This is a genomic window from Rhodococcus sp. MH15 (genome assembly GCF_019266045.1).
Classification (GTDB): Bacteria; Actinomycetota; Actinomycetes; order Mycobacteriales; family Mycobacteriaceae; genus Rhodococcus_F; species Rhodococcus_F qingshengii.
Genome location: NZ_LPNP01000061.1, coordinates 395784 through 413424, shown reverse-complemented (window position 1 = coordinate 413424; position 17641 = coordinate 395784). Strand labels below are relative to the sequence as shown.

At 63.2% G+C, this 17641-nt stretch carries 18 protein-coding genes; 12 read left to right on the top strand and 6 right to left on the bottom strand.

Annotation, left to right across the window (positions count from 1 at the left end):
• Window positions 1-15: 15 nt before the first annotated feature.
• On the bottom strand, window positions 16-693 hold the full coding sequence (locus ATN37_RS09835) for a response regulator transcription factor (RefSeq protein WP_063316448.1): 678 nt from the start codon (window positions 691-693) through the stop codon (window positions 16-18).
• The gene (locus tag ATN37_RS09830; RefSeq protein WP_308125201.1) at window positions 648-1862 is read right to left on the bottom strand and encodes a histidine kinase; all 1215 of its coding nucleotides are present in this window, start codon (window positions 1860-1862) and stop codon (window positions 648-650) included. The genes ATN37_RS09835 and ATN37_RS09830 overlap by 46 nt, the downstream gene beginning before the upstream one ends.
• Window positions 1863-1973: 111 nt before the next feature.
• Between ATN37_RS09830 and ATN37_RS09825 the strand changes: the two genes are divergently transcribed.
• Window positions 1974-2174, top strand: coding sequence for a hypothetical protein (locus ATN37_RS09825; RefSeq protein WP_003943331.1), 201 nt, complete (start codon window positions 1974-1976; stop codon window positions 2172-2174).
• A 1-nt stretch (window position 2175) separates the two neighbouring features.
• The gene (locus ATN37_RS09820) at window positions 2176-2877 is read left to right on the top strand and encodes a GAP family protein (protein WP_218695078.1); all 702 of its coding nucleotides are present in this window, start codon (window positions 2176-2178) and stop codon (window positions 2875-2877) included.
• 13 nt (window positions 2878-2890) lie between these two features.
• Here ATN37_RS09820 and ATN37_RS09815 read toward each other — a convergent pair whose 3' ends face one another.
• Together ATN37_RS09815 and ATN37_RS09810 are read right to left on the bottom strand one after the other, a co-directional pair.
• Entirely contained in the window at window positions 2891-3811 is a 921-nt protein-coding gene (locus tag ATN37_RS09815) for a hypothetical protein (protein ID WP_218695077.1), read from the bottom strand.
• Window positions 3808-4164 (bottom strand): GntR family transcriptional regulator, encoded by a 357-nt coding sequence (locus ATN37_RS09810; RefSeq protein WP_047269313.1) that lies wholly within the window; start codon window positions 4162-4164, stop codon window positions 3808-3810. Before ATN37_RS09810 ends, ATN37_RS09815 begins: the two co-directional genes overlap by 4 nt.
• 145 nt (window positions 4165-4309) lie before the next feature.
• Here ATN37_RS09810 and ATN37_RS09805 point away from each other — a divergent pair, with 145 nt between their 5' ends.
• The 10 genes from ATN37_RS09805 to ATN37_RS09760 all read left to right on the top strand — a co-directional run bounded on the left by ATN37_RS09805 (window position 4310) and on the right by ATN37_RS09760 (window position 15889).
• The gene (locus ATN37_RS09805; protein WP_007732951.1) at window positions 4310-5062 is read left to right on the top strand and encodes a YebC/PmpR family DNA-binding transcriptional regulator; all 753 of its coding nucleotides are present in this window, start codon (window positions 4310-4312) and stop codon (window positions 5060-5062) included.
• Between the two features lie 124 nt (window positions 5063-5186).
• Window positions 5187-5756 carry a crossover junction endodeoxyribonuclease RuvC gene (ruvC, locus tag ATN37_RS09800; RefSeq protein ID WP_003943325.1) on the top strand — a complete coding sequence of 190 codons (570 nt, stop codon included), beginning with the start codon at window positions 5187-5189 and terminating at the stop codon, window positions 5754-5756.
• Window positions 5753-6352 carry a Holliday junction branch migration protein RuvA gene (ruvA, locus tag ATN37_RS09795; protein WP_007732953.1) on the top strand — a complete coding sequence of 200 codons (600 nt, stop codon included), beginning with the start codon at window positions 5753-5755 and terminating at the stop codon, window positions 6350-6352. The genes ruvC and ruvA overlap by 4 nt, the downstream gene beginning before the upstream one ends.
• On the top strand, window positions 6349-7446 hold the full coding sequence (gene ruvB, locus ATN37_RS09790) for a Holliday junction branch migration DNA helicase RuvB (protein ID WP_003943304.1): 1098 nt from the start codon (window positions 6349-6351) through the stop codon (window positions 7444-7446). The genes ruvA and ruvB overlap by 4 nt, the downstream gene beginning before the upstream one ends.
• Window positions 7447-7584: 138 nt before the next feature.
• Entirely contained in the window at window positions 7585-7932 is a 348-nt protein-coding gene (gene yajC / locus ATN37_RS09785) for a preprotein translocase subunit YajC (RefSeq protein ID WP_003943339.1), read from the top strand.
• A 197-nt stretch (window positions 7933-8129) separates the two neighbouring features.
• Entirely contained in the window at window positions 8130-9851 is a 1722-nt protein-coding gene (gene secD, locus ATN37_RS09780; RefSeq protein ID WP_007732956.1) for a protein translocase subunit SecD, read from the top strand.
• Window positions 9848-11071: a protein translocase subunit SecF gene (gene secF / locus ATN37_RS09775; protein ID WP_007732958.1), complete on the top strand. Its 1224-nt coding sequence runs from the start codon at window positions 9848-9850 to the stop codon at window positions 11069-11071. The genes secD and secF overlap by 4 nt, the downstream gene beginning before the upstream one ends.
• A 2-nt stretch (window positions 11072-11073) precedes the next feature.
• Window positions 11074-12804: an ABC transporter substrate-binding protein gene (locus ATN37_RS09770; RefSeq protein ID WP_218695076.1), complete on the top strand. Its 1731-nt coding sequence runs from the start codon at window positions 11074-11076 to the stop codon at window positions 12802-12804.
• Complete coding sequence (locus tag ATN37_RS09765) at window positions 12801-13379, top strand: adenine phosphoribosyltransferase (RefSeq protein ID WP_165638376.1); 579 nt, start codon at window positions 12801-12803, stop codon at window positions 13377-13379. Before ATN37_RS09770 ends, ATN37_RS09765 begins: the two co-directional genes overlap by 4 nt.
• 98 nt (window positions 13380-13477) lie before the next feature.
• A complete protein-coding gene (locus tag ATN37_RS09760; RefSeq protein WP_003943344.1) occupies window positions 13478-15889 on the top strand; it encodes a bifunctional (p)ppGpp synthetase/guanosine-3',5'-bis(diphosphate) 3'-pyrophosphohydrolase in 2412 nt (803 codons plus the stop codon).
• Window positions 15890-15941: 52 nt separating this feature from the next.
• On the opposite strand, the gene ATN37_RS09755 is transcribed toward ATN37_RS09760, so the two are convergent.
• Both ATN37_RS09755 and ATN37_RS09750 read right to left on the bottom strand, forming a co-directional pair.
• Complete coding sequence (locus ATN37_RS09755) at window positions 15942-16754, bottom strand: peptidylprolyl isomerase (protein WP_374103512.1); 813 nt, start codon at window positions 16752-16754, stop codon at window positions 15942-15944.
• Complete coding sequence (locus ATN37_RS09750; RefSeq protein ID WP_003943303.1) at window positions 16754-17635, bottom strand: peptidylprolyl isomerase; 882 nt, start codon at window positions 17633-17635, stop codon at window positions 16754-16756. The genes ATN37_RS09755 and ATN37_RS09750 overlap by 1 nt, the downstream gene beginning before the upstream one ends.
• Between the last annotated feature and the right edge of the window lie 6 nt (window positions 17636-17641).

The following is a 17641-nucleotide window of genomic DNA, read 5'->3' as shown; positions in this document are numbered from 1 at the left end:
CAGCCTCGGCCGAACCTACAGCTCCAGTTCGCGGGCAAGGATCGCCGCCTGGACGCGTGAGGTGAGGTGCAACTTCGACAGAACTCGCGACACGTGCGACTTCACCGTCGGAGCACCGACTCCGAGTTCACGCGACAGTTCGGCGTTGGACATACCCGTCCCCAACAGCGCGAGGACCTCGCGTTCACGGTCGGTGAGCTCGCTCAATCCCAGCGGTTCGGTGGGTTTGGGTGCGCGCTGCACGAACTCGCCGATCAGGACACGCGCCGCGCGCGGAGCGAGCACTGCATCTCCGGCCGCGACGTTGCGGATAGCGCTGGTCAGCTCGTCCGCTGTCGCAGTCTTGAGCAGGAATCCCGAAGCACCGGCGCGCAGGGCCGCGAAGACGTATTCGTCGAGGTCGAAGGTGGTCAACACCAGAACCCGGCTGCGGGTCGTCCCGATGATCTGACGCGTCGCCTCGATGCCGTCGGTGCCTGGCATCCGGACGTCCATGAGTACGACGTCGGGTTGATGCGTGCGGGTGACGGTGATCGCCGACGCTCCGTCACCGGCTTCTGCGACGACATCGATGTCGTCGTGCTGCCGCAGGATCATCGCGAGTCCCGACCGGATCGCGGCGTGGTCGTCGACCAGGGCGACGGTGATCACCGATCCGTTCCGTTCGGCGCGGGGACCGGTAGCTGTGCGCATACCGTCCATTCTCCGTCGACCGGAAGTGCGTCGAGTGAACCGCCCAGCAGCTCGGCGCGGTGACGCATGTTTGCAAGTCCGTGCGTTCCCGCCCGAAAACTGGATGTGTCGCGACCGACGGGGTTTCGGATCTCGATCTGTAATGCATTGTGCTGGAGAGAGATCGACATCGAGATCGGCGCGCCAGGCGCATGTTTGAGTGCGTTGGTCAAGGCTTCTTGGGTGATCCGATACGCCGTGTGATCGACCACGCTCGGCAGGTCGGCAGCATCGACGTCGATCGCAACGTGCACAGTGCCGCCGGCTGCCCGAACTGCGTCCAGGACGACGGGCAACTCGGTCAGCCGCGGGGGAGAGGAACGCGGGTCCGGGGTCTCGTCGTCCCCGGCGTGGAGCAGTTCGATCATCGAGCGCATCTCGGAAAGGCCCGCAAGACTGCTCGATCTGATCGCCCCGATCATCTCCCGCAAGCCGTCGTCTGGTTCGCCCCGTTCACCGGAGAGAGCTGAGGTGGACAGTGCCGCCTCCGAGTGGATGGCGATGGCGGAGAGGTGGCTTGCGATCACGTCGTGCAGATCGCGCGCCATGGTCGCGCGTTCGTGAGCGACCGCGGCCTCGCGGTCCAGAGCGGCGAGTGCTTCGTGGACTCTGGAACGCTCGCGTTCGGCCTCGGTCAGTTCGACTTGTCGACGGATGACCAGTGCCCACCACACCGGCGTACCGAAGAACAGAGCGGTCACGACGCCCGCCCCAGCCGCAGCGCGGACGTCCTGGGTGGACAGGTAGACGAGGGCGGTGAGCGCGGCAACCGTCACCGCGGTCAGAGAACAGACCACTCGGCCCAACCGCGCCGTCCCGTACAGAACCGCGGCGTAGGTGAGATCCGAGAGGACCAGCCACATCGGAAGAGTCGGGCCAAGGGCGGCGTCGACCGCGACGATGACGGCCCCCGCCGCCAAGGCTGTTGCCGGACGCACCCGCCGGAACGAGTCGATCGCACACAGCAGAGCCAACATCGCGATCCGAACCGCGGCGGGAACGTCGGGGACACCTCCGACATCTGTCCACATTTGGTACAGGCCGACCAGGTAGAGGAGTACCCCGATCGCGAACAGGCCGAAGGCGATGAGCGGATCGTTCCACTTGCCGACACTCCGACTTCTGGTCACCACAGACTTATCAGAGCACACCGGGGCGCCTGACTTGTCATACCAAATGATGAGGTCGGCGTTGTTCCGATGGCTGATGTGCGGATTCGAGAGAGAAGACAGGCTCGACGTATGAAAATTCGCTTCGAGTTGATGATCGGCATTCTCTTGGTCGTCGGTGGCGGCTGTCTGTGGCTGTTCGCGCGTGACGCCGAGTTCTTCTGGTTTCGCGGCGGACCACTCGGCGTGATCCTCGCGATCATCGGTGCCTTCGACATCGTGAATGCAGTCCGAACGAGGGAGACAGCGATACCCGAGCGCCGAAACGACTGAGGTGGAACTCGTCCTGCTCACCACGCTGGGCGGGCTCGCCCTGCTGGACAGTACGAGCATCGGAACATTGGTCGTCCCGGTCTTGATGTTGTTGATGCCGGGACGACCGCAGGTTCGCAGGCTGCTGACGTATCTGGTGGTCATCACGACGTTCTATTTTGTTGTCGGGGTGGCAGTCTGGACGACGGCACGGGCAGGTATGCCTGTCGTCGCCCCGCTGCTCGAAACCCCCGCCGCCCGCGGTGCGCAGTTGATACTCGGTATCGCGTTGTTCGCGTGGAGCTTTCGATTCGATTCCGAGAAGAGGCGCACATCCGGTCAGGCCGATCGAACTCATGTTTGGCGAGAGCGGGTGCTCGGCTCGGGCAGTTCCGCGAGAAGTGTTGTACTTCTGGCAATTGCTGCCGGGACCGCCGAGTTGGTGACGATGCTGCCCTACTTGGCGGCGATCGCGATGATCACCGCTGCTGGGCTGTCCGCAGTCACGTCTGCGTCGATACTTGCCGGATACTGCCTGATCATGGCCACTCCGGCAGTGCTTCTGTTGTGCGGGCGGATCGTGGCCGGCGACCGACTGGACAAGCCGCTGAGCGGGGTGGACTCGCTGATGTCTCGCTACGGCGACAGCGCGATGGGTTGGGTGTTCGGCATTGCCGGCTTCTACCTCGCCGGCAATGCCGCTGCCGTGTTGTTCGTGAATTGACGTTGTTCGTGAATCAACCAGCCTGAACCAACGAATTGATCAGCTTCACACCGTCTTCCGGGTGATCGACGGTCACGGCGAACAGTCGTCCGTTCTCGAGAGTGACCACGATGGCCTCACCCGAGCGGAGAGTGACGGCTGTTCCGCGCGGTGTAATTCGGTAACCCCATCCGCCCCATTCGGCTGGACGTATCGCGTCGACTGATGCGGACTTCACCTTCGAGATGGGGATCTTCTTCCATCGAACGCCCCAGGAACTGATGCCGACACCGTGACGGTCGACGCGCACGGTGATCGACGCGAATGCTGTGACGGCGAGTGTGGACACACCCAGGATCACGGCAACCCACCAATCCGAGTACGCGGCAGTCGCGATCACGAGAACTACGAGGCCGGCGGTAACGATCCACGGCCAGACGCTGCGGACCTGCCCGACCCACACTGCACGTTCGGAGGCCGTCAGCGGAGTGTCGAGCGTCGGGGTCGGCAGTGGCGACTCCGGGCCGCTTCGTTGCTGGTCAGGCAGCGCGTATGCCAGAACTCCTACGAGTACCGCCGCGATCGGCGCAAGAATCCACCAGCCGATACGCGCGGCTTCCGGCGACCCGGCGTCGATCGTCAGGGCGACGCTCAGAATCCAGATCGTCGCCAGTGTCGCACTCGCGATCGAGGTTACGGCGAGAAACAAGGGCGCGTTGTCGCTCGAACGGGCCGCGACGACACAGGCGCAAACGACAGCCACCAGAGAAATCACCAGCGCGATGGCGAAAAACGTCGTCGTGGTGCTGAACCCGTCCGGGGTCGATCCGGACCAATGGCTCGCGACGGTTTCGGGCAGGCGTTCATCCCACGCGAAGCGCGCGAGAACCAGGATCAGGGTCGGGATCAACGTCAGTGAAGCTGCTGTCCAGAGTCGGATCTTGCTGGTCGTCATTGTGTGCTGGTCTCCTTGATGAGGTCGAGCATGTGCGCGGTGTCGAGTCCGAGATTTCGGGCCTGCCGCACGAACTCGCGCGCAGATTCGTTGAGAGCTGTTCTTCCCGAGTCGAACTCGGCGCGAATAACGGCGCCACGTCCGCGTCGGAGGTCGATCAGGCCTTCGTCGCGGAGTGTTGCGTACGCCCGAAGAACCGTGTGGAGATTGACGTCGATCGAGTCGGCGAGAGCGCGAGCGGACGGCAGACGGTCACCGGGACCGATCTCACCGCGGATGACCGAGCCACGAACCCCGGCCGCAATCTGCTCCGCGAGTGGAGTTGTGGAGGCGTGATCTATTCGCACCAACATGTTTGCATTCTATGCAAACAATGCGTGGTTTGACTAATTCGTGTCGGGGGATGCAGCGAGTTGTGACGTGGGACGGGTAACATCGGCAGAGCTGAAAGACGCGCATTCGGCGTGCGCAACGCAGCAGGAAAGGGGCTTGAATCGCATGAGCGGCCACTCAAAATGGGCCACCACCAAGCACAAGAAGGCTGTGATCGACGCACGTCGTGGCAAATCCTTCGCGAAGCTGATCAAGAACATCGAGGTGGCGGCACGAACCGGCGGTGGCGATCCCACGGGCAACCCCACCTTGTACGACGCCATCCAGAAGGCGAAGAAGACGTCTGTTCCCAATGACAACATCGAGCGTGCGCGCAAGCGCGGCGCCGGTGAAGAAGCGGGCGGCGCAGACTGGCAGACCATCATGTACGAGGGCTACGGACCCAACGGCGTCGCCGTTCTGATCGAGTGCCTCACCGACAACCGCAACCGCGCAGCCGGTGAAGTTCGCACCGCGATGACCCGTAACGGTGGCAACCTCGCTGACCCGGGTTCCGTCTCCTACCTGTTTGCTCGCAAGGGTGTCGTCACGCTCGAGAAGAACGGCCAGTCGGAGGACGACGTCCTGATGGCTGTGCTCGACGCCGGTGCCGAGGAAGTCACCGATCTCGGTGAAACCTTCGAAATCGTCAGTGAGCCACAGGATCTGGTTGCCGTACGGTCGGCACTTCAGGAAGCCGGCATCGACTACGACTCCGCTGAAGCCGATTTCCGCGCTTCCGTCGAGGTTCCCTTGGATGTCGACGGCGCACGCAAGATCTTCAAGCTCGTCGACGCGCTCGAAGATTCTGACGACGTGCAGAACGTCTACACCAACATCGATCTTTCCGACGAGGTTCTCGCGGCTCTCGAAGACTGATTGTTTTTCAACTCAACCCGGTCCTGACGTCCGCGTCCGGGCCGGGTTGCGTGTTGATGCGGGGTAGTAGTCCCGCGCACCGCTAAGCTATCGAACAGCTGTTCGGTATGGAGAGGTGTGACAAGTGCGCGTGCTCGGAGTGGACCCAGGCTTGACTCGCTGCGGGTTGGGAGTGGTCGACGGGAGCAACGGCAGGAAAGTGCGCCCCATTGCGGTCGACGTGGTGCGGACTCCGGCCGAGATGGACCTCGGTTCTCGGCTTCTGCGGATCTCCGATGCGGCTGAACTGTGGATCGAGCAGTACAAGCCGGAGGTGGTCGCGATCGAGCGCGTGTTCGCGCAGCACAACGTCAGTACCGCGATGGGGACGGCGCAAGCAGGCGGAGTTGTCGCGCTCGCTGCCGCCAGACGCGGCATTCCGGTGTGTTTCCACACGCCCAGCGAGGTGAAGGCCGCCGTCACCGGCAGCGGTAACGCCGACAAGGCGCAGGTCACTGCGATGGTGACGCGAATTCTGAATTTGAAGACGGCGCCGAAACCTGCTGACGCTGCCGACGCTCTGGCGCTGGCGATCTGTCACTGCTGGCGAGCACCGATGATCGAGCGGATGGCCCGCGCCGAGGCGATGGCCGCTGAACAAATGCGTAAGTATCAGGCAAAATTGGCCGAGACGAAGAAGGCAGGTTCACGATGATCGCGTCGGTACGCGGCGAGGTACTCGATATTGCGCTCGATCACGCGGTCATCGAAGCGTCAGGTGTCGGCTATCGGGTCAATGCCACCCCGGTGACTCTCGGTGCGCTGCACCGGGGAAGCGAAGCGCGACTGTTCACGACGATGATCGTTCGCGAAGACTCGATGACGTTGTACGGCTTTTCCGATACCGAGTCGAAGGATCTGTTCAGCCTTTTGCAAACGGTCTCGGGTGTCGGGCCGCGCCTGGCGATGGCAACTCTTGCAGTTCTCGAACCGGACGCGCTGCGGCGGGCGCTCTCGGAAGGCAACCTGACGGCGTTGACGAGGGTGCCCGGTATCGGAAAACGCGGCGCCGAGCGCATGGTTGTCGAACTGCGCGACAAGGTCGACGCCGTCGCGACGACGGCCGGCGCGGCGTCCGGTGTCGTCGTCGGCAGCTCGATCCGTGATCAGATCGTCGAGGCTCTCGAAGGTCTGGGCTTCCCGATCAAGCAGGCAGAGCAGGCCACGGATTCGGTTCTGGCGGAATCGCCCGAGGCCACCACGTCGGTCGCACTGCGTTCCGCTCTGTCGCTGCTCGGTAAGACTCGATGAACTTCGACCCGATCGACGATTTCGACGACGAGTCGCAGGTCTCTGCCGAATTGGTGGCGGGAGACGGTGATGTCGAAGCGAGTCTGCGCCCCAAGAGTCTCGACGACTTCATCGGTCAACCTCGTGTTCGCGAACAACTGCAGCTCGTGCTCACCGGAGCAAAACTTCGCGGCAGCACGCCTGATCACATCCTGATGTCCGGTCCCCCCGGGCTCGGCAAGACGTCGATGGCGATGATCATCGCGGGGGAGTTGGGCTCTTCTCTGCGGTTGACGTCCGGACCGGCGCTCGAACGCGCCGGAGACCTGGCTGCGATGCTGAGCAACCTCGTCGAGGGCGATGTGTTGTTCATCGACGAGATTCACCGAATCGCTCGTCCGGCCGAGGAGATGTTGTACCTGGCCATGGAAGACTTCCGTGTCGACGTCGTCGTCGGTAAGGGGCCGGGCGCCACGTCGATTCCTCTGGAGGTTGCACCGTTCACGCTGGTCGGTGCGACTACGCGGTCGGGTGCGCTGACCGGTCCGTTGCGCGACCGCTTCGGGTTCACCGCTCACATGGATTTCTACGAACCCGAAGAGCTGCAACAGATTCTGATGCGTTCGGCCGGAATTCTGGGCGTCGATCTCGAAGTCGATGCCGGTGCCGAAATCGCACGACGCTCGCGGGGGACACCGCGTATCGCGAACCGATTGCTGCGCCGGGTTCGCGACTTCGCCGAGGTGCGCGCCGACGGAATCGTCACCATGGACGTCGCTCAGGCGGCCTTGGCCGTCTACGACGTGGACCAGTTGGGCTTGGACCGTCTCGACCGTTCGGTACTGAGTGCTTTGGTGCGTTCGTTCGGCGGCGGGCCCGTCGGCGTGTCGACGCTTGCGGTGGCCGTCGGCGAGGAACCGTCGACGGTGGAAGAAGTGTGCGAGCCGTTCCTGGTCCGGGCCGGAATGATCGCCCGGACGCCGCGAGGACGTGTGGCTACCGCCGCTGCTTGGACTCAACTCGGAATGACACCGCCGCCGGATGCCGCAGCGGGCGGTATCGAGGTTCGTGTCAACGAACCGCAGGCCACGTTGTTCGATCCGAACGGCGAGTGAATTTCGACTGGAAAGGCCTACTTGAACGGCCGATCTGTCAGGAATCCTCAGCAACTAATGGCACACTGGTGTATTGCGTAGGTCCATCCGGGACCATCGCGGCGTAAAACGTGCAACACAACCGAGGTTGATCAACACATGTCGAGTTTGCTTTTCCCCCTCTTGATCCTCGCACTGCTGGTGCCCATGTTCCTGGGCATGCGCAAGCAGAAGAAGGCCTTGGCCGCGACTTCCGAGATGCAGGACTCGCTGCAGGTCGGCGATCGGGTGCAGACCACGGCCGGGCTCTACGCCACGATCGCTTCCCTGGACGACGACACCGTGGACCTCGAGATCGCGGACGGTGTCATCACCACCTGGTCGCGTCTGGTCATCCGTGAGCGCGTCGTCGAGACGACCGAGACCGACGAGTACGACGACGACTCGATTTCCGAGATCGAAGAGTCTGCTGCCGACACCGAAATCCGGCTCACCAAGGAGTCCTGACTTCGTCGAACTGGTACGTGTTCTAGAGTTGTGAACTCGGACACACGTCCAGATCGGTTTGTCCGCTCTTACACCAGCAGCTCAGTTCGCCCCGTTGATCAATCGTTGCAGTTCGAACGCCGCAGCTCGGGTGGTCGTCGACCACCCGAGCCGTGCACTTACTGAAGCTCTGCACCTACCGAGGAGACTTAAAGATCGTGGCACCTTCCACCGGAACGGTGCATCCGGTCCGCTACCTGGCCCTTTTCGGGGTCCTGGTAGTGGCACTGTATGCCCTGGTGTTCTTCACTGGAGACAAGTCGGCCACGCCGAAGCTCGGCATCGACCTGCAGGGTGGAACGCGCGTCACGTTGACCGCTCGTACCCCGGACGGCAGCGCTCCCAGTCAGGACAGTCTCAAGCAGGCTCAGGAAATCATCGAGACCCGCGTCAACGGTCTCGGCGTTTCCGGTTCCGAGGTCGTTGTCGACGGTGACAACCTCGTCATCACCGTTCCCGGCGACGACAGTGCGCAGGCTCGCTCGCTCGGCCAGACCGCTCGTCTGTACATCCGCCCGGTGACGGGTTCGATCGACGTCGCCACCCGTGACGCGAATCGGACAGCTACGCCTGAGGCGCCGGCGGCCGAAACTCCGGCCACTGATGCACCGGCCCCCGAAGCACCCGCTGACGGGACGCAGACGCCGCAGAACCGTCCGTTCCTGGCTCAGGACCCGACTACTCCCGAGGCAACGCCCGCGCCGCAGACAACGACTCCGGCCCCCACCGGGGACGCGCCGAGCGACGGCACCGACGAAGGCGACGCAGCAGCAGCGGAAATCGCCGCAGCGCGCGCCCTCCGGCAGAGCAGCGATCCGACAGTGCAGCAGCAAGCAGTGGCGAACCTCGACTGCTCCGTCGCGGATCCGCTCCGTGGAAACGACGACCCGACCCTGCCGCTGGTCGCGTGCTCGCAAGACGGACTGAACATCTATCTCCTCGGTCCTTCGATCATCGACGGCCAGGAGATTGCCGACGCGTCTTCGGTCTTCAACTCGCAGCAGTCGCGCCACGAGATCAGCCTCTCGTTCAAGACGACCGGCAGCAACACCTGGGCCGAGTTCACTTCAGCCAACATCGGCAAGCAGGCAGCGTTCACGCTCGACTCGAAGGTCGTCAGCGCTCCCACGATTCAAGGTGCAACGCCTGCGGGTAGCGCCACCTCGATCACGGGCAGCTTCACTGCCGAGAGTGCCAAAGAACTTGCCAACACACTGAAGTACGGTTCGCTTCCGCTCTCGTTCGCAGCCTCTGAGGCCGAGACGGTCTCGGCCACGCTCGGCCTGGCCTCACTGCAGGCGGCATTGATCGCCGGCGCGGTCGGTCTCGTTCTCGTTCTGCTGTACTGCCTCGTCTACTACCGCATGCTCGGCGTCCTGACGGCGTTGTCGCTGATTCTCTCCGGAGTCATGGTCTACGCGATCATGGTTCTGCTCGGCAGATACATCGGCTTCACGCTCGACTTGGCCGGCATGGCTGGTCTGATCATCGGTATCGGTATGACCGCCGACTCGTTCGTCGTGTTCTTCGAACGCATCAAGGACGAAATGCGTGAGGGCCGTAGCTTCCGCTCGGCGGTGCCACGCGGTTGGGCAAGAGCACGCCGAACAATTCTTTCCGGCAACGCGGTGAGCTTCATCGCCGCTGCAGTTCTGTACGTGCTGGCGGTCGGACAGGTGCGAGGCTTCGCCTTCACCTTGGGTCTGACGACCATTCTCGACGTGATTGTCGTGTTCCTCGTGACGTGGCCACTGGTCAGCATGGCGTCCCGTTCGGCGTTCTGGTCCAAGCCCAGCGTCAACGGTCTCGGCGCAGTGCAAGAGGTTGCCCGCGAACGTAAGGTTGCCGCCGCTGCGTCGGCTAAGGAGACACGAGCATGAGCGAGTCCAACAACTCCCCGGTGGGGTCCACCAACAGTTCCGCCGCCGAGTCCGCCGATGCGGCGGCCCGGTCGGAGATCACTGACTCAGGCGTCGATCAGGGCGCGATGCCCAAGCACAGCTGGCTCTCGCGGTTGTACACCGGAACGGGTGCGTTCGAGGTCGTCGGCAAGCGTCGCTTCTACTACGGACTGACCGGCGCTCTGGTCGCCATTGCGCTGCTGAGCATCATCCTGCGCGGCTTCACCTTCGGTATCGATTTCGAAGGCGGATCACGCATTCAGTTCCCGGCCGAGGGCGGAGTCGAGACGTCGGCGGTGGAAACCGTCTACTCCGACACACTCGGGTTCGAACCGGTCAGCGTGCAGACAGTCGGCTCGGGTGCCAGCGCAACCGTGCAGATCCGGTCGGAGACGTTGAACGCGACGCAGATCAACGATCTTCAGTCGGCTCTCTTCGACGAGTTCCAGCCCAAGGACAAGAACGGGAACCCGTCGGCGCAAGCCATCAGTTTTGCGGACGTGAGTGAAACCTGGGGCGGCCAGATCACCAAGAAGGCGCTGATCGCGCTGATTGTGTTCCTGGTGATCGTGAGTATCTACATCGCCATCCGCTTCGAGCGGGACATGGCGGTAGCTGCGATCGTTGCGTTGTTCTTCGACATCATCGTCACTGCCGGCGTCTACTCGCTCGTCGGTTTCGAGGTGACGCCCGCGACGGTGATCGGTTTGCTCACCATTCTCGGCTTCTCGCTGTACGACACCGTGGTGGTGTTCGACAAGGTCGAAGAGAACACCCGCGGTGTTCTGCATCTGACGCGCCGGACGTACGGCGAGCAGGCCAACCTCGCGGTGAATCAGACCTTGATGCGATCGATCAACACGACCGTCATCAGTGTGCTCCCGGTGATCGCTCTGATGGTCGTCGCGGTCTGGATGCTCGGCGTCGGCACACTCAAGGACCTTGCGCTCGTTCAGCTCGTCGGCATCATCGTGGGTGCGTACTCCTCGATCTTCTTCGCGACGCCGCTCCTGGTGTCGATGAAGGAACGCTGGGGACCCGTTGCCGCGCACACTCGTAAGGTGCTCTCGCGCCGGGCTACGCTGGCCGAGAAGGGTACGCAGACGGTTGCCGTCGGCGCACCAGTTGCACGCCGTGCGCCGGTTGCTCCGCAGCCGGGTGCGCGGCCGACCGGAAAGCGAAACAAGAAGGGGCACTGAACATGCTCCCAAGAACACGCACACTGGTTCGATCGATGACGTTCGTTGCGGCCACCGCTGTGGCTGCGGGTTCGTTGGCGGCCTGCTCGGAAAGCGCCGAGCAGGTTCCGTCCATCGGATATGCCATCGACAACTCCATCTCCACGTACAACGCCAACACGACAGCTGGATCGGTGTCCGGGGCGATGGCCGCGTTCGGCCGGGTGCTTCCCGGCTTCACGTTCACCGGCCCGGCCGGAGCACCTGTCTCCGACACCGACATCGGAACGGCGTCTGAGTTGCCCGGTGACGTGCTCACGGTCTCGTACAAGCTCAATCCGGCGTCCGTGTACTCCGACGGGATTCCGATGTCCTGTGACGATCTCGTCCTCACCTGGGCGGCGTCGAGTGGCAAGTTCACCGAAGACGTCGATGGTGCCGTGAAGCCCATGTTCGACACGGCGAACAATCTCGGATACGCGGACATCGACCGGATCGACTGCCAGAGCGGGGCGAAGGACGCGACGGTGTTCTTCAAACCCGGGCGATCGTTCACCGATTGGCGGTCGTTGTTCGGTGCGACTGCGTTGATGCCTTCACACGTCGTGACGCAGCGCACGGGTGTCAGCGACGTGGTGAGCGCGGTGAATGCCGGTGACACCGAAGCGTTGTCGAAGATCGCGGACTTCTGGAACACCGGGTGGAACCTGACTCCAGGTCAGGTGGACACCTCCGTACTGCCCTCCGCTGGTCCGTATCGAATCGACTCGTACAGTACCGACGACGGCCTGGTGCTGGTCGCGAACGAGCGGTGGTGGGGCAACAAGCCTGCGACCGATCGCATCGTCGTCTGGCCACGTGGTGTGAATCTGACCGAGGATCTCGACAAGAACTCGATCGAGGTAGTCGACGTCGCTTCCGGCTCGGCTGGCGAACTCGGTACTCCGTCCGGGTTCGACGTCCAACAGATTCCGTCGCGGTCGATCGAGCAGTTCGTTCTCGCGACCTCTGGTTCGCTGGGCGACGAAGCCGCCCGTCGAGCGTTCGCGCATTGTGTTCCGCGTACGACTCTGTTCGAGAAGTTCGGGCAGACGGAGAATGCGCCGCAGGCGGGTTTGGGTTCCGGCGTGGTCGATTCGCGACTGATGGCGCCGGATTCACTCGTTTACAGCGACGCCGCTGCGGTCGACGGTGATCGGTACGCCAATGCCGACATCGAGGCTGCGAAGACGTCGTTGTCGGAAGCCGACCTCGACCAGTTGACCGTCCGGGTCGGGTACCTCGCACCGGACCCGGTTCGGGCGCAGATCGTCTCCGAAGCGAAAGCCGCGTGTGCTCCGGCGGGAATCACGGTCGAGGACGCAAGTAGCGACAGCTTCGATCCTGCGAGTCTGCAGACTGGGGGAGTCGACGCCGTGCTTTCCGGTATGGCAGGCAAAGTCGGCGCAGGCGGAACAGCGAGCATGATCGACGCGGGTGGAGCGCTGCGATCGGGCAACGGCGCAAACCTCGGTACGTACGGAAATGCCAGGATCGATCAGATCATCGATCAGTTGAACGTGGATGCGAGCACGAGTGCGCAATTGGGACTCTCGGTGGAGGCGGAGAACATCCTGTGGACCCAGGTGCCTACGATTCCACTGTTCAATCAACTACGAACTGTCGCTGTAGCTCCAGGCATGTCGGCAGTGTTGGTCAATCCGACTCGGGCCGCTACCGGCTGGAACATGGACAGATGGGTACTACGCAGATGAGCGTCTCGAATGGTGTTGCCTTGCACACGACTGAAGAATTGATCGCAATCCACCGGGCTGCCGGGGACGCCGTTGTTCGGCTGACCCGCTGGGCTGACAACTTTCCCGGTCCCGGTGTTCGGTTCGCCGATCTGACTCCGGTGTTCGCCGACGCCGAGGGGTTCGGGGCCGTGCTCGATGCCCTTGTCTCCTGTGCTCCGGACGCCGACACGATCGCCGCCGTCGATGCTCGTGGATTCCTGCTCGGTGCCGGTGCGGCCGCGAAGATGGGTGCGGGAGTCGTTGCCGTGCGGAAGGTCGGCAAACTGCCGCCGCCGGTGCTCTCTCGTTCGTACAGCCTCGAGTACGGATCCTCGACTCTCGAGATTCCCGCAAACGGCTTCGATCTCACCGGGCGGAATGTTCTGGTGATCGACGACGTTCTGGCTACCGGAGGGACACTCGAGGCGGCTGTACAGTTGGTCGAGTTGGGTGGAGCGAACGTCGTCGGCGTCGCAGTGGTGCTCGAGATCGAGGAACTGCGCGGTCGAGATCGCTTCTTGAAGTACCCACTGACATCACTGGTGAAGGTCTGAGTATTAAAGTTGTCTCCTGGGGGTCGAGTTAGACCTCCAGGGCAATTACCCGATGCAGGGCGGTTGCCTCAACCAACTCGGTGGTAGGAGGTGGCGACATGACGTCGAATCTTGATCGATCACAGAACTCGGGTGCAGTGTCGCAGGAGACGGGTGCAGTTCCGGCTCCGGAGACGACACCATCGAAGTCCGCGGTGCCCGACGATTCGGGATCTGCGCAAACTACCGGCAATCGGGGTGGGCAGAATCTGGCCGTGCCCGCTTCCGCCTCCCGTAGGGTGCGCGCTCGGCTTGCTCGACGCATCACCGGTCAGCGCAACGCCACCATCCGCCCGGTGCTCGAGCCGTTGGTCAGCCTCCACCGTGAGCTGTATCCGAAGGCCGACCTCGCGCTGCTCCAGCGTGCGTACGACGTCGCCGAGGACAGACATTCGAGCCAGCGGCGCAAGTCCGGCGATCCGTACATCACGCATCCGTTGGCCGTCGCAAGCATTCTGGCCGAGTTGGGTATGGACACCACCACCCTCGTCGCAGCCCTTCTGCACGACACCGTCGAGGACACCGGTTACTCACTCGAAGAGTTGACCAAGGACTTCGGTGACGAGGTCGCTCATCTCGTCGACGGAGTCACCAAACTCGACAAGGTCGTTCTGGGCACCGCAGCCGAGGGCGAAACCATCCGCAAGATGATCATCGCGATGGCGCGGGACCCGCGCGTGCTCGTGATCAAGGTTGCGGATCGTCTGCACAACATGCGCACGATGCGATTCCTGCCGCCCGAAAAGCAGGCACGTAAGGCGCGTGAGACTCTCGAAGTCATTGCACCACTTGCGCATCGGCTCGGAATGGCGACCGTCAAGTGGGAACTCGAGGACCTTTCGTTCGCGATCCTGCACCCGAAGAAGTACGACGAGATCGTTCGACTGGTCGCCGATCGCGCGCCCTCTCGAGACACTTATCTGGCCAAGGTTCGCGCCGAGATCAACTCGACTCTGTCCGCCTCGCGGATCAATGCCATCGTCGAGGGCCGGCCCAAGCACTACTGGTCGATCTACCAGAAGATGATCGTCAAGGGCCGCGATTTCGACGACATCCACGATCTGGTCGGCGTGCGCATTCTGTGCGAAGAGGTGCGTGACTGTTACGCCGCGGTCGGTGTTGTCCACTCGCTGTGGCAGCCGATGGCCGGACGCTTCAAGGACTACATCGCACAGCCGCGCTACGGCGTCTACCAGTCGCTGCACACCACCGTCGTGGGACCGGAAGGCAAGCCCCTGGAGGTCCAGATCCGGACCCAGGACATGCACCGGACCGCGGAGTTCGGTATCGCCGCGCACTGGCGGTACAAGGAGACCAAGGGCAAGCACGCGGGCGACATCGCCGAGGTCGACGACATGGCGTGGATGCGTCAGCTACTCGACTGGCAACGTGAAGCGGCCGATCCGGGGGAGTTCCTCGAATCGTTGCGTTACGACCTCGCGGTCAAGGAGATCTTCGTCTTCACGCCGAAGGGCGACGTCATCACGTTGCCTGCCGGATCGACCCCCGTCGATTTCGCGTATGCGGTGCACACCGAGGTCGGGCACCGATGCATCGGTGCCAGGGTCAACGGCCGACTGGTCGCGCTGGAACGAACTCTCGAAAACGGCGAAGTGGTGGAGGTCTTCACGTCGAAGGCTGCCACCGCCGGGCCGAGCCGTGATTGGCAGACGTTTGTCGTCTCGCCGCGTGCCAAGGCGAAGATCCGTCAGTGGTTCGCGAAGGAACGCCGCGAGGAGGCGCTCGAGTCCGGCAAGGATCAGATCGCGAAGGAGGTCCGCCGTGTGGGACTTCCGTTGCAGCGGTTGATGAATGCCGAATCGATGAGCACGATCGCGCACGAACTTCGCTATCCCGACGTCTCGGCGTTGTACACGGCCGTAGGCGAGAGTCAGGTGTCGGCGCACCACGTCGTGCAGCGACTGGTTGCTCATCTGGGCGGCGTCGGCGCCGTCGAGGAGGAACTGGCCGAGCGTTCGACGCCGTCGACCATGCCGGTGCGCACCCGCAGTACGGGTGACTCCGGAATTCTGGTTCCCGGAGCACCGGGCACGGTGGCAAAACTCGCGAAGTGTTGCACGCCGGTACCGGGCGATTCGATTCTGGGCTTCGTCACGCGTGGCGGCGCGGTCAGCGTGCACCGTACCGACTGCACCAACGCCAACTCGCTCCACGATCAATCGGAGCGAATCATCGACGTCGAATGGGCACCGTCAGCGACATCGGTGTTCCTGGTCGCGATCCAGATAGAGGCGCTCGATCGTCATCGGTTGCTTTCCGACGTCACCAAGGCGTTGGCCGACGAGAAGGTGAACATCCTGTCGGCCTCGGTCACCACCTCAGGTGACCGAGTGGCGATCAGCAAGTTCACCTTCGAGATGGGTGACCCGAAGCACTTGGGTCATGTTCTCAACGTGGTTCGTAACGTGGAAGGCGTCTACGACGTCTACCGCGTGACCTCTGCCTCGTAAACTGCTGTGCGCCTTTATTAACCGCGGGCGGTTAATAAAGGCGCACAGGGGGTCAGGCGACTACTGCAGTCTCGATGGTGATCGGGGTGTTGGGTGCACCGCCGCCGGTTGCTCCCATGCCACCGTCGTCGCCGTCGGCCGCGATCTTCTCGATCGTCGCCAGGCCGGCGTCGTCGATCTTTCCGAAGACCGTGTAGTTGGGCGGCAAGACCGAATCCTCGTAGACGAGGAAGAACTGACTGCCGTTGCTGCCCGGTTTACCCGAGTTGGCCATTGCCAGCGTGCCGCGGGGGTAGACGGCAGGCAAGGAGAGTGCCGGATCGTTAGCCGGGTAGGCAGTGGTCGGGTACTCGTTGTCGAAGCCATAGCCCGGTCCGCCCGTGCCCTTGCCCGAGGGATCGCCGCACTGCAGGATCTGTAGACCGGGTGTGGTGACGAGTCGATGGCACGGGGTGTCGTCGAAGTACTTCTGCTCGGTCAAGCTCACGATGCTGTTGACCGTGCAGGGGGCTTCCGCCCGGTTCAGTTCCATCCCGATCGGGCCGGCCGTAGTCGTGAGCGCGACGTTGACGGTTCCCTCGGTGGACACACCCGTGGAGTTCGGCGGATTGACGGTTTTTGCTGCACCCGCCGCGCTCGGGTACGAGCAGTCGACGGTCGCCGAGGCCGGAGTCGGGACAGGCGGGAGTGCGTCGAACTGTGACATGTCGAGCGGCGGCATGGCAGCCGTTGTCGTCTTCGCCTTGGAGGTGCTGGACGGCGAGTCCGAGCTACCGGAATCACTGGAACAACCAGCCAGAAGCAGCGCCGCGGCGCTTGCGGCGGCAATAACTACAGGAAAGCGCATCACAGGTTTAGGTCGCATCAGTCGAGCCTTACTGTCTTGATGTCGGTGGTCAGATTCGGCTTGCCGTCACCCTCTGGCGTCGATCCGCCGGCCGCGACCTTGTCCAAAGTGGCGAGCCCGGTTTCGTCGATCGTGCCGAAAACCGTGTACTGCGGGGGGAGTTGTGAGTCGCCGTAGACGAGGAAGAACTGGCTGCCGTTGCTACCGGGTGCCCCGGTGTTGGCCATCGCAACCGTGCCGCGCGCGTAGGTGACGGGCTCCTGCGCTGCCGGGTCGGTGGTGGAATACGCCGTGGTGGGGAATTCGTTGTCGAAGCCGTAGCCCGGTCCGCCGGTGCCGGTGCCGGACGGGTCACCGCACTGCAGCACCTGGAGCGAGGGGCTCGTCGTCATGCGGTGGCAGGTGGTGTCGTTGAAGTAGTCCTGCTGCGCCAAGCTCACGAAGCTGTTGACCGTGCACGGAGACTTCGTTCCGTCGAGTGTGAGCCCGATGTTTCCCTGCGAGGTCTCGACGCTGATGCTCGGCGTCGCGTCCGGCGCGGTGGTGGGAATCCCGTCGGTACGAGGAGGGTTGTTGGCCTTGGACGCGGTAGCGCCGTCGGCTGGATACGAGCAGGAAACCGTGTCGGCCAGTGGCGTCGACAGACCGGCCGGCATTGCACCCGCGGTTTGTGGCGTGAGGCTCGAGTCGTCGGCAGCAGTGTTGGTGGTGTTCGCGTCGTCGTCACTGCGATTGCTCAGCCAGATGAGTCCACCGACGACGCCGACTACGACGACCACGCCGAGCGCAGTTCCGGCTATCGTCATCTGCTTGCGCTTGCGGGCACGTTCTGCGCGACGTTCGAGCTGACGCTCGAGCTTGCGTTTCGCCGCCTCGCGGCGTTGCTCGTTACTCGGCACTGCTGT

What these genes read in the sequence shown, in the direction of transcription:
- ATN37_RS09835 (WP_063316448.1), bottom strand. Translation starts at nt 693, where the DNA reads ATGCGCACAGCTACCGGTCCCCGCGCCGAACGGAACGGATCGGTGATC.
- ATN37_RS09825 (WP_003943331.1), top strand. Translation starts at nt 1,974, where the DNA reads ATGAAAATTCGCTTCGAGTTGATGATCGGCATTCTCTTGGTCGTCGGT.
- ATN37_RS09815 (WP_218695077.1), bottom strand. Translation starts at nt 3,811, where the DNA reads ATGACGACCAGCAAGATCCGACTCTGGACAGCAGCTTCACTGACGTTG.
- ATN37_RS09810 (WP_047269313.1), bottom strand. Translation starts at nt 4,164, where the DNA reads ATGTTGGTGCGAATAGATCACGCCTCCACAACTCCACTCGCGGAGCAG.
- ATN37_RS09805 (WP_007732951.1), top strand. Translation starts at nt 4,310, where the DNA reads ATGAGCGGCCACTCAAAATGGGCCACCACCAAGCACAAGAAGGCTGTG.
- ruvA (WP_007732953.1), top strand. Translation starts at nt 5,753, where the DNA reads ATGATCGCGTCGGTACGCGGCGAGGTACTCGATATTGCGCTCGATCAC.
- ruvB (WP_003943304.1), top strand. Translation starts at nt 6,349, where the DNA reads ATGAACTTCGACCCGATCGACGATTTCGACGACGAGTCGCAGGTCTCT.
- yajC (WP_003943339.1), top strand. Translation starts at nt 7,585, where the DNA reads ATGTCGAGTTTGCTTTTCCCCCTCTTGATCCTCGCACTGCTGGTGCCC.
- secF (WP_007732958.1), top strand. Translation starts at nt 9,848, where the DNA reads ATGAGCGAGTCCAACAACTCCCCGGTGGGGTCCACCAACAGTTCCGCC.
- ATN37_RS09770 (WP_218695076.1), top strand. Translation starts at nt 11,074, where the DNA reads ATGCTCCCAAGAACACGCACACTGGTTCGATCGATGACGTTCGTTGCG.
- ATN37_RS09765 (WP_165638376.1), top strand. Translation starts at nt 12,801, where the DNA reads ATGAGCGTCTCGAATGGTGTTGCCTTGCACACGACTGAAGAATTGATC.
- ATN37_RS09760 (WP_003943344.1), top strand. Translation starts at nt 13,478, where the DNA reads ATGACGTCGAATCTTGATCGATCACAGAACTCGGGTGCAGTGTCGCAG.
- ATN37_RS09755 (WP_374103512.1), bottom strand. Translation starts at nt 16,754, where the DNA reads ATGCGACCTAAACCTGTGATGCGCTTTCCTGTAGTTATTGCCGCCGCA.